We start from the raw sequence: 13,005 nt of genomic DNA on the forward strand, positions 1-13,005 counted from the left end.
CGCTCTGTCCGAGAGGAGGGGTGCGGGTGGAGCCTGAAAAACGGCTGGAGGAGCGCCTCCGCATGGGAAGGCTCTACGACCGTTACGGAGCTTTGCTCACCCCGAAACAGCGGGAGGCCTGCGATCTGGTCCTCCTGCAGGACTGGTCCCTGGCGGAGGCCGCCTCCGCCCTGGGGGTGACGCGCCAGGGGATCCACGACCTGATCCAGAGGTCCCGGGAGCACCTGGAGGAGGCGGAGGCCGCCCTGGGGTTCCTTAAGGAAAGGCAGAAGCTGCATCGGGCCCTGGCGGACCTGGTGGGTCGCCACCGGGAGGAACTGCCGGAGCCCTTCGTCCGGGAGCTGTTTGTCCTGATCGAGCCGGAGGAAGGAGATTCCGCGGATGTTTGACGCCCTGAAGGATCGGTTCGAAAAGATCTTCGGAACCCTGCGGGGGAAGGGACGCCTCAGCGAGGAGGACGTGAACCTCGCCCTCCGGGAGGTCCGCCGGGCTCTCCTGGAGGCGGACGTGCACTACAAGGTGGTCAAGGACCTTACCGACCGCATCCGGGAGCGGGCCACGGGGCAGGACGTGCTGGCCTCCATCACCCCGGCGCAGCAGGTGCTCACCATCGTCTTCGAGGAACTGGTGGCGGTGATGGGCTCGGAGCCCAAGCCCCTCACCATCTCCCCCAAGCCCCCCACGGTGTACCTCATGGCGGGGCTCCAGGGGTCCGGGAAGACCACCAGCACCGTGAAGATCGCCTCCCGCCTCAAGGGGAGCCACAAGCCCCTGGTGGTGGCCTGCGACCTCCAGCGCCCCGCGGCGGTGGAGCAGCTCCGGGTCCTGGCGGAGAAGGCGGGGGTGGCCTTCTACGGCCCCCAGGCGGGGCAGACCGACCCGGTACAGGTCGCCCGGGGGTCCCTGAAGTACGCGGAGGACCACCTGGCGGACCTGATCCTGCTGGACACGGCGGGACGTCTCCAGATCGACGAGGCTCTCATGGAGGAGCTGGTGCGGATCAAGGAGGCGGTGCCCCCCCAGGAGGTGCTCCTGGTGGTGGATGCCATGACGGGGCAGGAGGCGGTGACCGTCGCCGAGTCCTTCCACGCCAAGCTGGGCCTCACCGGGGTGGTGCTCACCAAGCTGGACGGGGACGCCCGGGGCGGAGCGGCCCTGGCCATCGGAGCCGCCACGGGGGCTCCCGTGAAGCTGGCGGGTATGGGGGAGAAGATCGAGGACCTGGAGGTCTTCGACGCCCGCCGCATGGGACAGCGCATCCTGGGCATGGGGGACGTGGTGGGCCTGGTGGAACGGGTCCAGCAGGTCACCAGCCAACAGGACGTGGAGCGCCTGACGGAGAGCCTCAAGAAGAACCGCTTCACCCTGGAGGACATGCTCCTGCAGCTCCAGCAGATCCAGAAGATGGGGCCCCTGGAGAAGGTCCTGGAGATGCTCCCCATCCCCGGGGCCTCCAAGATGGCCCAGGGGGCGGACCTGGACCCCAAGCGCATCAAGCACACCGAGGCCATCATCCTCTCCATGACCCCCCGGGAACGGCGGAGCCCGGAGATCATCAAGGGGGCGCGGCGTCGCCGCATCGCCCTGGGATCGGGGACCTCCGTCCAGATGGTGAACCAGGTGCTCCACCAGTACGAGCAGATGAAGGACCTCATGAAGGCCTTCGGCAAGGGGGGCCGCAAGGGCTTCCGGATGCCCGGGGGCGGCATGAGGAACCTTTTTCGATAGACTTCCCCGTCGGGGGGGAGCCGGTGCGCTTCGTCCCCGGCGTCGCGAAGACAACCAGAGGAAGCAGGAGGTGTTGTGCGAATGGCAGTTCGAATCCGTTTCGCCCGCCACGGGAAGAAGAAGAACCCCTTCTACCGCCTGGTGGTGACCGAATCCCGGTCCCCCCGGGATGGGCGGTTCATCGAGATGCTGGGGACCTACAACCCCATGACGGATCCCGCGGAGCTGCGCGTGGACGAGGAGCGGGCGCTCCACTGGCTCCGCAACGGAGCCACCCCCTCCGACACGGCCCGGGCGGTGCTCAAGAAGACCGGCGTGTGGGACAAGTTCACCGCCGAAAAGGCCTAAGGGCCGGGCCCGACGGGAGCCATGCCGGAATACGGGAACCTGGTGGACTACATCGTCCGCCGGCTGGTGGACCAGCCCGACGAGGTCAAGGTGGCGGAGACCCGCAACGAGGCGGGGGCCGTCCTGGTGACCATCGATGTGGCCCAGGGGGACATCGGGCGCATCATCGGCAAGCGGGGTTCCACCATCAACGCGATTCGGCTGGTGACGAAGGCGGCGGCGGTGAAGTCCGGCGACAAGGTGGACGTGGATGTCGACGAGGACTGACCGGGAGGATCGTCCCTCCCGGATCGTGGTGGGCCGCATCCTGGGTCCCCACGGCATCAAGGGCGTCCTGAAGCTCCAGCCCCTGACGGACTACCCGGAGCGGTTCCGCTCCATGGACCGTCTGGTGGTGGAGTTTCCCGCCCCGAAGGTCGGGGTTCACCGGGCACCTCGGGAACTCACGGTGCTGGGGCTGGACGTGCTGGAGAGCAAGAACCTGTTCCTGGTGAGGACCGAGGAGGTCCACACCTGCGACGAGGCGGAATCCCTCAAGGGGGGCCTGGTCACGGTGGCGCCGGAGGAGCGGGTGCCCCTGGAGGAGGACTGCTACTGGATCGACGACCTTCTGGGGCTTCGGGTGGTGGAGCAGGACACGGGGCGCGACCTGGGACGTCTGGAGAACGTGATCTCCACGGGAAGCAACGACGTCTACGGGGTACGTACCCCCGACGGGGCCCTGAAGATGCTCCCCGCCATCGCCGACGTGGTCCGGAAGGTGGACCTGGAGGCGGGAACCATGACCGTGGTGCTCCTGGAGGGACTCTGGGACTGATGCGCCTGTCCATCGTCACCGCCTTTCCGGACCTGATCCGACAGTACCTGGGGTGCAGCGTCCTGGGGCGGGGGGTGGCGTCGGGGAAGCTGGACGTCCGGGTGGTGGACCTGAGGGATCACTCCCAGGGAGACTACCGGCAGGTGGACGACTACAGCTTCGGCGGCGGAGGCATGGTCCTCATGGCGGAGCCCCTGGCCCGGGCGGTGGAATCCCTTTCGGGGGAGGGCAAGCCCTTCGTGGTGTACCCCAGCCCCCAGGGGGTGCCCCTTCACCAGGAACTGGTGGAGGACCTGTCCCGGGTGGACCACGTGGTGCTGGTGTGCGGCCACTATGAGGGGGTGGACGAGCGGTTCGTCCGCCGTTTCGTGGACCTGGAGGTCTCCCTGGGGGATTTCGTCCTCACGGGGGGAGAACTGCCTGCCATGGCCCTGGTGGACGCCCTGGCCCGACTGGTCCCGGGCGTGGTGGGACGGGGCGAGGCGGTGGTGAACGACTCGTTCTACCGGGGATTCCTGGACCACCCCCATTTCACCCGACCGGCCGCCTGGAGGGACGACGTCGTCCCGGAGGTGCTGGCGGGGGGGGACCACGGAGCCATCGAGGAATGGCGCAGGCGGGAAGGGGTCCGAAGGACCCTGGCCCGTCGGCCCGACGTGCTGGCCCGGGCGGGGCTTCTGCCCTACCTGAAGCACGGGATCTACGTCCTGCAGGTGCACCATCCGGTGCGGGACGAACGGGGCGAAGCGACCGTCGCCTCCGTGGCGGCGGGGGAGCTGCGGGACATGGCTCGAACCTGCCGCACCTACGGGGTCCGGCGGTTTCTGGTGGCCGACCCTCTGCCCGCCCAAAGGGACCTGGCAAAGCGGCTTCAGGTCCACGGAGCGCAGGGGGACGGGGCGGCAAGGGAGCGGGGCGAGGCCTTGGGACTCCTGAAGCTCTTTCCCCGCATCTCCCGGGCGGCAGCCTGGGTGAGGGAGAAGGAGAAGGCCGACCCCCTGCTGGTGGCCACCAGCGCCCGACCGCTGCAGGGAGCCCAGCACTGGCTGGGGCTCAAGCGGCGTTTCCTGGAGGAGGACCGACCGGTGGTGCTGGTGTTCGGCGCCGGCGGAGGGCTGCACGACGAGGCCCTGCGGGACTGCGAGGGGATGCTGCTTCCCGTTCGGGGGGGATCCCCCGACGGGTACAACCACCTCTCCGGGGTGGGTGCCGTGGCGGTGGTGCTGGACCGGTTCCTCGGCTGGCGCTAGGGAGAAGGAAGCGTGAAGACGGTGGCCCACGGGCCCGATGAATCCATTTTGGAAGGCAAGGAGGGAGAACCCACATGATCGATCCGCGCATTGCCTTGATCGAGAAGAGGTACCACAAGGCCGAGCCGACCCCGCCGTTTCGCGCCGGGGACACCGTGAAGGTGCACGTGAAGGTCCGGGAGGGCAACCGGGAGCGCATCCAGCTGTTCGAAGGCGTGGTCATCGGACGGCAGCACGGGGGACTGAGGGAGAACTTCATCGTCCGGAAGATCTCCAACGGCGTGGGGGTGGAGAGGATCTTCCCGATCCACTGCCCCAGCATCGACAAGATCGAGGTGGTCCGGCTGGGCAAGGTGCGCCGCGCCAAGCTGTACTACCTGCGCAAGCTCTCCGGCAAGGCGGCCCGCATCAAGGAGCGCCGGGAGGCTTAGGACGGCTCCTCGGTTGACGGGGCGCAGGTCCTGACGTAGAATAACCCTCGCAGTGCCGGGGTGGTGGAACTGGTAGACACGCACGTTTGAGGGGCGTGTGGGGAAACCCGTACGAGTTCGAGTCTCGTCCTCGGCACCATTTTTGAAGAACACCCCTTCGGGGGTCGAACGAGATACGGAGGTCCTCTCCTGATGGGGAGGGCCTCCGTGTTTTTTTCTCCTGCGCTAGGATGGGGAAGACGGGAAGGGGGAGAGGTCGCCATGAGACTGTATCTGCTGCGGCACGGAGAGGCTCTGGAGGCGGAGGTGCACCCGGACCGTCCCCTGTCCCCGGCGGGGGAGGCCCAGGCGGACCGGATGGGGCGGTTCCTCGCCCGTCTGGGGGTCGACCCGGGCACGTTCTGGTGCAGCCCCAAGCTTCGGGCGCTCCAGACCGCCGAGCGCGTGGGGGCCGCCCTGGGAGGGAGGGTCCCGGAGACGAGATCCGGCCTGCGCCCGGGGGACGACCCCGCTGCCCTGGAGGAGGAGCTGGCGACCCTGTCCGGGACGGGGCTGCTGGTGTCCCACCTGCCCCTCCTCCCTCGCCTGGCGTCCCTGCTCCTCACGGGAAGAGAGGGGCGCCTGGACCTCCTCCTGCCCCCCGCCGCCCTGGCGGTCCTGGAACGGGAGGGCCGGGGCGGGTGGAGGCTGGAACTCTTGGTCTCCCCTCGGCACCTGGAGCCCTAGCGGGTGATGGCGGGGGCGGGGGCCTGCACCACCCGCTTCGCCTTGCCCTCGAACCGGGGGAGCTTCCCCGGGCTCAACGGCTCGAAGTCGATGCGGATCCCCAGACGCTCCTGGAGGCGCTTGGAGGCCCGACGGGCCAGGGCGTCGGAGGCGGCGTCGGGGACCTCGGGCATCCGCTCGCACCGCACCACCAGGTTCTGCATGCCCTCGTGGGTCCACACCTCCATCTGGTAGTTCCCCGAGAGTCCCTCCACGGAGAGGAGGGCCGCCTCCACCTGGGAGGGGAACACGTTGACCCCCCGGAGGATGAGCATGTCGTCGCTTCGCCCCTGGATGCGCTCGATCCGGGGACCCTCCGTGCCGCAGGGACAGGGGGCCGTCAGGAGCCGGGTGAGGTCCCGGGTGCGGTAGCGGATCACCGGGAAGGCCTCCTTGTGCAGGGAGGTGAGCACCAGCTCCCCCATCTCCCCGGGGGCCACGGGGCGGCCCGTGACGGGGTCGATGACCTCCGCCAGGAAGGAGTCCGGGTGCAGGTGCAGCCCGTTCTGATGGGGGCACTCCATGGCCACCCCCGGTCCCATGGCTTCGGAGAGGCCGTAGACGTCCAGGGCCGTAATGCCCAGGCGGTCCTCGATCTGCCGTCGCAGCCCCTCGGACCAGGGCTCCGCCCCGAAGATCCCCACCCGCAGGGGAGTGGGGCCGCCCCCGGACTCCTCCCAGGTCTCCGCCAGCTTCAGGGCGTAGGAGGGGGTGCAGGCCAGCACCGTCACGTCCAGGTCCTTCATCAGCTTGATCTGACGCTCCGAGAATCCCCCGGAGGCGGGAACCACCGATGCCCCCAGGCGCTCCGCCCCCCCGTGCAGTCCCAACCCTCCGGTGAAGAGGCCGTATCCGTAGGCCACCTGCACCGTGTCCTCCCGGCGTACCCCCGCCAGATGCAGGCACCAGGCCATGTAGCCCGACCAGGCGTCCAGATCCGAGGCGGTGTAGGCCACCACCGTGGGGTTCCCCGTGGTGCCCGAGGTGGCGTGGAAGCGCACCAGGTCGGCCCGGTCGCACCCCAGCCACCCCAGGGGGTAGTGCTCCTGCAGGTCCTGCTTGGTGGTGAAGGGAAAGGCGGACAGGGCTTCCAGGGAGTCCAGATCCCGCCAGGAAAGCCCCGCGTCCCGCACCTTCCGGGCATAGGGGTGGTCCCGCTCCTCCAACAGGCGGAGCCGTTGCCGGGTGCGTTCCAGGGCGGTTGCGGTTTGGTTTGGGGTCCGATTCGTGTTCATGAGGATGCCTCCTTCGCTGGGATGGGGTATAAAAAAAGGGCAGGGGCCCCTTGATGGTTCCAAGGGGCCCCTGCCTCGATGACCGGATCGTGCGCGCAAGCGATGCTAGGCGCAGGCCCGCCGAGGGGGACCCGCGCTGGTAAAGGAGAACACCGTCATGGAAACGAGGTGGTTCTGTGCCGCCGTCGAGATCATGCCTGTGCCTCCTTTCGTTCGCATCGGTTGAAGAGGTTTCTACCACAGGATGCCCCTCCCCGTCAATCCGGGGAGCCCAAAGGAGGTCTTTCCCGTGTCACCCCAAGACAGTCCGAAGCCCTTCCCTGTCCTGGTTACCCCCCGCCTCGTCCTGCGTTCCCTGTGTGCCGAGGACGCCCCGGCCCTGCACCGGGTGTGGACCGAGCCGGCGGTGACGGAGTACCTGGTCCTGACGCCCTTTTCGTCCCTGGGGGAGACGGAGGGGATGATGCGCATCCTCACGGACCTCTGGCCCTTCGGGCAGGGGGTTCGTTGGGTCCTGGAAGAGGAGGGCCGGGTCCTGGGGACCTGCGGGTTCCACAACCTGGCGCCGGAGCACCGGAGAGCGGAGGTGGGGTACGAGATGGCCTCCGAGGCCTGGGGCCGGGGGCTCATGTCCGAGGCCCTGTCCGCCGTCCTGGAGTTCGGTTTCGGGACCCTGGGGTTCCATCGGGTGGAGGCCTTCGTGAACCGGGGAAACCGGCGCTCCGAGGCCCTGCTGGGGCGGCTGGGGTTCCACCACGACGGGTGTCTCCGGGACTACGAGTTCTCCCGGGGGGGCTTCGTGGACCAGGAGTGCCACTCCCTCCTCGACCGGGAGTGGGGAGAGGGCAGGGGGGCTTTGTTGCCCTCTTCCCTTCGATGTGGTAGCGTGGTGTAACCGGAGGTGAGGGCCATGGACGTGGCTTCCGTTTCTGCCATCCCCGAAAGACCCGCAGCCCCTCCCACCCGCGTCGCCGGGGGGAGCCGGGCCCCCGTGGTCTCCCCGGAGGACTCGGGGCTTTCCGGGGCGGAACGCCAGGCCGTGGCGCGGCTTCGCCGCAACGAGGCCCTCATCCGGGCCCAGGAATCGGACCTGCGCGCCCGGGGAGGGGACTGTGTCCGCTCGGTGCGGTATGTCTACGCCGTGGGCCCCGACGGGAACCGCTACGTCGCCGCCGCGGAGGTGCGCCTGGAAGGTCCCGAGGAAGCGCTGCGCGACCTGGGGGAGTCCGGGGGCGCCGTGGCCTCGGGGGTGCGGGTGGACTCCAGAAAGACCGACGCCGCCGAAGACGCCCGGGACGAAAAGCCCTCCGGCTCCTCCTCGAATCGCGCCTCCGCCTCCGTGGATCGGAAGGCCACGTCTCCCTACGCCCAGACCCCGGAGACCCAGCGGGCCATCCGGGAGCTGGAGCGCATCGACCGGGAGGTGCGGGCCCACGAGGCGGCCCACCGGGCCGCCGGGGGAGCCTACGCCGGGGCGGCCACCTTCGGGTACGTCCAGGGGCCCGACGGGCGCAGCTACGCCGTGTCCGGAGAGGTGCCCATCCACGCCCCCGCCGGGGACACCCCGGAGGAGACCGCCCGGATCCTCTCCCAGGTCCGGGCCGCCGCCCTGGCCCCGGGAGACCCTTCCGGTCCCGACATGGCCGTGGCCGCCTCCGCCGCAGCGGGCATCGCCGCAGCCCAGGCCGAACTGGCCTCCAAGAGGGCCGAGGAGGCCTACGCTCCCCAGCAGGTCTTCTCCGCCCGCCGGGAGGAGCCCTCGGGTTCGACGATCCCCCTTCTCGCCCCCACGGAAACCCCTGCCTCGGAAGACGAAGGGCTCGGATGGGTCGCGTGACCCGCAGCCCGGCCCTCCCCTCCCGGGGAGCCCCTGCCGATCCCTCCCGCTTCCTGCCCACCAGCCCCGGGGAGATGGCCGCCCGGGGCTGGGATCGTCCGGACTTCCTGTTGGTCTCCGGGGACGCTTACGTGGACCACTCCAGCTTCGGCCCCGCCGTGGTGGGGCGGTTCCTGGAGTCCCTGGGCTTCCGGGTGGCCCTGCTTCCCCAGCCGGACTGGCACACCCCGGAGCCCTTCGCCTCCCTGGGGCGTCCCCGCCTGGCGGCGCTGGTGACGGCGGGGAACCTGGACTCCCTGGTGTGCCACTTCACCGCCGAGAAGAAGCGCCGCCGCCGGGACGAGTTCTCTCCGGGGGGAGAGCCGGGGCACCGCCCCGATCGGGCCACCCTGGTGTACTGCAACCGGATCCGGGAGCTGTGGAAGGACCTGCCCCTGATCGTGGGAGGCATCGAGGCGAGCCTGCGCCGCCTGGCCCACTACGACTACTGGTCCGACGAGGTGCGTCGGTCCCTGCTGGTGGACTGCCGGGCGGACCTCCTGGTCTACGGCATGGGGGAGGTCCCCCTGGAGCGCATCGCCCGAGGGCTGGAAGAGGGGCGTCCCGTGGAGTCCCTCCGGGAGGTCCCCGGAACCTGTTACCGCGTCAAGGGGGACGGGGTGCCCCCCGAGGCGGTGCGGTTGCCCTCCTACGACGCCGTGCGGGGGGACGGGCGGATCTTCTGCGACGCCTTCCGCCTCGCCTCGGAGGAGCAGGATCCCTTCCGGGGGCGTCCCCTGGCCCAGGACCAGGGGGCCTGGTGGGTGGTGCAGAATCCCCCCGCTCCCCCCCTCTCCCCGGAGGAGCTGGACCGGGTGTACGAGCTGCCCTTCACCGGGGAGGCCCATCCCCGCTACTCCGACGCCGGGGTCCCGGCGCTGGAGGAGGTGCGCTTCAGCCTCACCAGCCACCGGGGCTGCTTCGGGGACTGTTCCTTCTGCGCCCTGTCCCTTCACCAGGGGCGGAGGATCCAGCGGCGCACCATCCCCTCCCTGATCCGGGAGGCCACGGCCCTGACGGAGCGGCGGGACTTCAAGGGGACCCTCCACGATGTGGGGGGGCCCACGGCGAACTTCCGCGTCCCCCCCTGCGAGAAGGCCCGAAGGGACGGCCCCTGCCGGGGTCGCACCTGCCTGGGTCCCTCCCCCTGTCCCAACCTCCGGGCGGACCACCGGGATTACCGGGAGCTGCTGCGCCGCCTGCGTTCCCTTCCGGGGGTGCGCAAGGTCTTCGTGCGCTCCGGCCTGCGCTACGACTACCTCCTCCTGGACCCGGACGGTTCCTTTCTGGAGGACCTCTGCGCCCACCACGTGAGCGGGCAGCTTCGCATCGCCCCGGAGCACGCCAGCGACGCCGTCACCGCCCGGATGAACAAGCCCGGCCGGGAGGTTCTGGAGCGGTTCATGGAGCGCTTCGCCGAGACCAACCGGAAGCTGGGGAAGGATCAATACCTGGTGTACTATTTCATGACCTCCCACCCCGGGTGCACCCTGACGGACGCGGTGGAGCTGGCGGAGTTCCTCCACCGTCGCCGCATCCGCCCCCGGGAGGTGCAGGACTTCACCCCCACCCCGGGGAGCCGGTCCACCTGCATGTACCACACCGGGCTGGACCCCCTCACGGGGGAGCCGGTGCACGTGCCCCGGGGGAGGGAGCGTCATCTCCAGCGTGCCCTGGTGCAGTACTGGATGCCCGAGAACGCCTCCCTGGTGCGGGAGGCCCTGCGGGCGGCGGGGCGGGAGGACCTCATCGGCACCGCCCCCCGCTGTCTGGTGCCTCCGGAGGAACGACGGCGGGCGGGAAAGGACGACGGAAGCGGATCCCGGGGCCCCGGCACGAGGCCCCGAAGACACCCTTGAGGAACGGGAGGCGGAGCGGATGCAGTGGTACCTAAGCTATGGGGGGGACCGGATCGGTCCCCTGGAGGAGGAACAGGCCCGACAGAAGGTGAGGCAGGACCCGGAGGGGTTCGCCTGGCGGCAGGGGCTTGCGGACTGGCTTCCCATGAAACAGGTTCCGGAGCTTTTCGGGCCGACCCCCGACGACGGCATTCCTCCCCTTCCCGCGTCGCCCGGAGCGAGGCGGCGGGCGGACGAGGTGGACTTCCGGGTCTTCGGCCAGGAGATGCAGTACGTGGAACTGGAGCTGGACCCGGGGGAGAGCGTCGTGGCGGAGGCGGGAGCCATGATGTACAAGGACCCGTCGGTGCACATGGACAGCGTCTTCGGGGACGGTTCCGCCTCCTCCGGGGGGACCCTCATGGACAAGGTCCTGGGGGCGGGCAAGCGGGTCCTCACCGGGGAGAGCCTCTTCATGACCCTCTTCTCCCAGTCCGGAGCCGGCAAGGGACGGGTGGCCTTCGGGGCCCCCTATCCGGGGTGCATCCTTCCCGTCTCCCTGCCGGACCTGGGGGGCACCCTCATCTGCCAGAAGGACAGCTTCCTCTGCGCCGCCCGAGGGGTCTCCATCGGCATCTACTTCCAGAAGAAGATCCTCACGGGGCTCTTCGGCGGGGAAGGGTTCATCATGGAGCGTCTGGAGGGGGACGGGATGGCCTTCGTCCACGCCGGGGGCACGGTGCTGGAGCGGGACCTGGCGGCGGGGGAGACGGTGCACGTGGACACGGGCTGCGTGGTGGGGTTCGTCCCCTCCGTATCCTTCGACATCCAGCAGGTGGGGAACATCAAGACCGCCCTCTTCGGCGGGGAGGGGCTCTTCTTTGCCAGCCTCACCGGCCCCGGGCGCATCTGGCTCCAGTCCCTGCCCTTCTCCCGCCTGGCGGGGAGGATGCTGGCCGCGGCTCCCCAGAAGGGGGGCAGCCGGGGAGAGGGCTCCCTCCTGGGCGGTCTGGGGAACCTGCTGGACGGGGACAACCGGTTCTAGCTTCGAAACGGGGGGCGCGGATCGCGCCCCCCTCGCCGTAGAGGCGGAAGGGAGGAAGGGCCTTGGAGGATCGGGAACCGGTGGTGAAACGCCTGAAGGACCTGCGGTGCTTCACCGCCCCCGACGGGTCGCATCTGGCGGAGGTGCTCCATCCTCATCGGGAGGAGCTGCCCGGGGACGGGGCCTTCAGCCTGTCCTGGGCCAGCGTGCCCCCCGGGGGGGCCACGCTGCCCCACCTGCTGGAGGGGCGGACGGAGACCTACTGGTACCTGGAGGGATCGGGGGCCATGACGGTGGGGGAGAGTCGCATCTCCGTGGAGGCGGGCACGGCGGTCCTGGTGCCTCCCGGGACGGTGCAGTGGGTGGAGAACCCCGGGCCGGGGACGTTGGCCTTTCTGTGCCTGGTGAGCCCCCCCTGGACGGAGGAGTCGGACCGGAGGGCCTAGAAGCCCGAGGGGATGGTGTTGCGGGTGATGCGCAGGATGCGTTCCATCCACGCCTGAAAGCGCACCGCCCGCAGCAGGTTCAGGACGGTGACGTTGTTGTCCGGGATGCTGCCGCAGGAGTCGTTGTCCAGGGCCTGGGGGTAGACCTGGTGGGGGTAGCGCAGGACCCAGTCCTTGAGCACCGTGCGCCCCTTGGGGTGGTAGACCAGCGCCCCCAGGGCGCTGTCCTTCTGGGTGTAGGAGGTGATGACGTATTCCGCCTTCCCCAGCTGTCCCGCGGGGAGGTCGATGCGATCCCGGCGGCCGTAGTTCTCCTTGAGGAGCTGTTCGTGCCCGTCCACGGTGAGTTCGCAGTCGATGAGGGGCAGCTCGTAGAAGTGCCGGATGAAGGCCACCAGCCGCCTCGTCAGGTCCGCCGCAGCGGGGGCGATGACCGCCCGGTCCATGGTCCCCCCGGGTTTGCGCACCTCCGCCCGCTGCTTCCAGAGCTGGTGGGCCAGGAAGTTCCCCTCCTCGTCGTTTCCCGCCTCCACCATCCCCAGGACGGCGGAGCTGGAGGCCACCATGAGGGGCAGGTACCACCTCTGAGGGGTCGCCCGCATCAGGGAGGTGAGGATGCCCTTCTTCTGGAGGGCCGCCACCCCGTTCTCCTGGGCGGTGACCCGGACCCCCTCCTTCCAGGGTCCTCCGGCGGTGTGCTTTTCCAGAAGCTCCAGTTCCTGCCCCTGGGCGGGAAAACAGGGGATCAGACGGCCCACGGAGGCCCCGGCGAGCATCCAGGAGAGCCACAGGGCGGTGCGCTTCTCCTCCGAGAGCATGCCGTATTCCGATTCCCGAGTGATGACCTTGGGCTGGTGGAGCACTTCCGTGAGGGTGCGGAAGGTCTGCCAGATCAGGGGCTTCACCAGAGGGTGCGCCATGGCCAGGGTGACCAGGGAGGACAGGGTCTCGTCCAGCTCCTGCACCGTGTAGGTCCGGGTGGCCCGGGGGCCCGTGCGGACGTGCATCTCCCGGCCCTCCTGAAGGAACCAGGAGAGGGCGACGGAACGGCGTTTCCCCGTGTCGTTGTTGTGGATGGTCACCATGGGGGAACTCTCGGTGAGGATGAAGCTCAGGGTCATGTGTTCGTCCACGGGCAGGTGCGCGATCTCCTCCCGAAAGGCCAAGCCGTCCCCTCCCTCGAATCCGCTTACGGGTTTATTCTAAGGCAGCGTCCCCCCTTTGTC

15 protein-coding genes and 1 tRNA gene are annotated in these 13,005 nt (G+C 69.6%); 14 read left to right on the forward strand and 2 right to left on the reverse strand.

Annotated elements, in window-relative coordinates:
* Positions 1–26: 26 nt before the first annotated feature.
* The 9 genes from APAU_RS03790 (at position 27) to sixA (ending at position 5,300) form a co-directional block, all read left to right on the forward strand.
* On the forward strand, positions 27–389 hold the full coding sequence (locus APAU_RS03790) for a sigma factor-like helix-turn-helix DNA-binding protein (RefSeq protein ID WP_006300366.1): 363 nt from the start codon (positions 27–29) through the stop codon (positions 387–389).
* Positions 382–1,728 carry a signal recognition particle protein gene (gene ffh, locus APAU_RS03795; protein ID WP_006300367.1) on the forward strand — a complete coding sequence of 449 codons (1,347 nt, stop codon included), beginning with the start codon at positions 382–384 and terminating at the stop codon, positions 1,726–1,728. Before APAU_RS03790 ends, ffh begins: the two co-directional genes overlap by 8 nt.
* Before the next feature lie 81 nt (positions 1,729–1,809).
* A complete protein-coding gene (rpsP, locus tag APAU_RS03800; RefSeq protein ID WP_006300368.1) occupies positions 1,810–2,076 on the forward strand; it encodes a 30S ribosomal protein S16 in 267 nt (88 codons plus the stop codon).
* Between the two features lie 21 nt (positions 2,077–2,097).
* Positions 2,098–2,343, forward strand: coding sequence for a KH domain-containing protein (locus APAU_RS03805; protein WP_006300369.1), 246 nt, complete (start codon positions 2,098–2,100; stop codon positions 2,341–2,343).
* Positions 2,327–2,893 carry a ribosome maturation factor RimM gene (gene rimM / locus APAU_RS03810; protein ID WP_006300370.1) on the forward strand — a complete coding sequence of 189 codons (567 nt, stop codon included), beginning with the start codon at positions 2,327–2,329 and terminating at the stop codon, positions 2,891–2,893. Before APAU_RS03805 ends, rimM begins: the two co-directional genes overlap by 17 nt.
* Positions 2,893–4,143 (forward strand): tRNA (guanosine(37)-N1)-methyltransferase TrmD, encoded by a 1,251-nt coding sequence (gene trmD, locus APAU_RS03815; RefSeq protein WP_006300371.1) that lies wholly within the window; start codon positions 2,893–2,895, stop codon positions 4,141–4,143. Before rimM ends, trmD begins: the two co-directional genes overlap by 1 nt.
* A gap of 74 nt (positions 4,144–4,217) precedes the next feature.
* The gene (gene rplS, locus APAU_RS03820) at positions 4,218–4,574 is read left to right on the forward strand and encodes a 50S ribosomal protein L19 (protein ID WP_006300372.1); all 357 of its coding nucleotides are present in this window, start codon (positions 4,218–4,220) and stop codon (positions 4,572–4,574) included.
* A gap of 54 nt (positions 4,575–4,628) precedes the next feature.
* A tRNA-Leu gene (locus tag APAU_RS03825) sits at positions 4,629–4,713 on the forward strand.
* Positions 4,714–4,835: 122 nt separating this feature from the next.
* On the forward strand, positions 4,836–5,300 hold the full coding sequence (sixA, locus tag APAU_RS03830; RefSeq protein WP_006300373.1) for a phosphohistidine phosphatase SixA: 465 nt from the start codon (positions 4,836–4,838) through the stop codon (positions 5,298–5,300).
* Here sixA and APAU_RS03835 read toward each other — a convergent pair.
* The gene (locus APAU_RS03835; protein WP_006300374.1) at positions 5,297–6,574 is read right to left on the reverse strand and encodes a phenylacetate--CoA ligase family protein; all 1,278 of its coding nucleotides are present in this window, start codon (positions 6,572–6,574) and stop codon (positions 5,297–5,299) included. The genes sixA and APAU_RS03835 overlap by 4 nt on opposite strands.
* A gap of 289 nt (positions 6,575–6,863) precedes the next feature.
* Here APAU_RS03835 and APAU_RS03840 point away from each other — a divergent pair, with 289 nt between their 5' ends.
* The 5 genes from APAU_RS03840 (at position 6,864) to APAU_RS03860 (ending at position 11,779) form a co-directional block, all read left to right on the forward strand.
* The gene (locus tag APAU_RS03840) at positions 6,864–7,469 is read left to right on the forward strand and encodes a GNAT family N-acetyltransferase (protein WP_006300375.1); all 606 of its coding nucleotides are present in this window, start codon (positions 6,864–6,866) and stop codon (positions 7,467–7,469) included.
* A 15-nt stretch (positions 7,470–7,484) separates the two neighbouring features.
* Positions 7,485–8,411 carry a putative metalloprotease CJM1_0395 family protein gene (locus APAU_RS12500; RefSeq protein ID WP_006300376.1) on the forward strand — a complete coding sequence of 309 codons (927 nt, stop codon included), beginning with the start codon at positions 7,485–7,487 and terminating at the stop codon, positions 8,409–8,411.
* The gene (locus tag APAU_RS03850) at positions 8,399–10,309 is read left to right on the forward strand and encodes a YgiQ family radical SAM protein (RefSeq protein WP_006300377.1); all 1,911 of its coding nucleotides are present in this window, start codon (positions 8,399–8,401) and stop codon (positions 10,307–10,309) included. The genes APAU_RS12500 and APAU_RS03850 overlap by 13 nt, the downstream gene beginning before the upstream one ends.
* 19 nt (positions 10,310–10,328) lie before the next feature.
* On the forward strand, positions 10,329–11,333 hold the full coding sequence (locus tag APAU_RS03855; protein WP_006300378.1) for an AIM24 family protein: 1,005 nt from the start codon (positions 10,329–10,331) through the stop codon (positions 11,331–11,333).
* A gap of 62 nt (positions 11,334–11,395) precedes the next feature.
* A complete protein-coding gene (locus APAU_RS03860; protein WP_006300379.1) occupies positions 11,396–11,779 on the forward strand; it encodes a cupin domain-containing protein in 384 nt (127 codons plus the stop codon).
* On the opposite strand, the gene APAU_RS03865 is transcribed toward APAU_RS03860, so the two are convergent.
* Positions 11,776–12,945, reverse strand: a complete 1,170-nt coding sequence (locus APAU_RS03865) for a hypothetical protein (protein ID WP_006300380.1) — start codon at positions 12,943–12,945, stop codon at positions 11,776–11,778. The genes APAU_RS03860 and APAU_RS03865 overlap by 4 nt on opposite strands.
* Positions 12,946–13,005 lie beyond the last annotated feature (60 nt).

It is taken from the genome of Aminomonas paucivorans DSM 12260 (genome assembly GCF_000165795.1).
GTDB lineage: Bacteria > Synergistota > Synergistia > Synergistales > Synergistaceae > Aminomonas > Aminomonas paucivorans.

What these genes read in the sequence shown, in the direction of transcription:
- ffh (WP_006300367.1), top strand. Translation starts at nt 382, where the DNA reads ATGTTTGACGCCCTGAAGGATCGGTTCGAAAAGATCTTCGGAACCCTG.
- rpsP (WP_006300368.1), top strand. Translation starts at nt 1,810, where the DNA reads ATGGCAGTTCGAATCCGTTTCGCCCGCCACGGGAAGAAGAAGAACCCC.
- APAU_RS03805 (WP_006300369.1), top strand. Translation starts at nt 2,098, where the DNA reads ATGCCGGAATACGGGAACCTGGTGGACTACATCGTCCGCCGGCTGGTG.
- rimM (WP_006300370.1), top strand. Translation starts at nt 2,327, where the DNA reads ATGTCGACGAGGACTGACCGGGAGGATCGTCCCTCCCGGATCGTGGTG.
- trmD (WP_006300371.1), top strand. Translation starts at nt 2,893, where the DNA reads ATGCGCCTGTCCATCGTCACCGCCTTTCCGGACCTGATCCGACAGTAC.
- rplS (WP_006300372.1), top strand. Translation starts at nt 4,218, where the DNA reads ATGATCGATCCGCGCATTGCCTTGATCGAGAAGAGGTACCACAAGGCC.
- sixA (WP_006300373.1), top strand. Translation starts at nt 4,836, where the DNA reads ATGAGACTGTATCTGCTGCGGCACGGAGAGGCTCTGGAGGCGGAGGTG.
- APAU_RS03835 (WP_006300374.1), bottom strand. Translation starts at nt 6,574, where the DNA reads ATGAACACGAATCGGACCCCAAACCAAACCGCAACCGCCCTGGAACGC.
- APAU_RS12500 (WP_006300376.1), top strand. Translation starts at nt 7,485, where the DNA reads ATGGACGTGGCTTCCGTTTCTGCCATCCCCGAAAGACCCGCAGCCCCT.
- APAU_RS03850 (WP_006300377.1), top strand. Translation starts at nt 8,399, where the DNA reads ATGGGTCGCGTGACCCGCAGCCCGGCCCTCCCCTCCCGGGGAGCCCCT.
- APAU_RS03855 (WP_006300378.1), top strand. Translation starts at nt 10,329, where the DNA reads ATGCAGTGGTACCTAAGCTATGGGGGGGACCGGATCGGTCCCCTGGAG.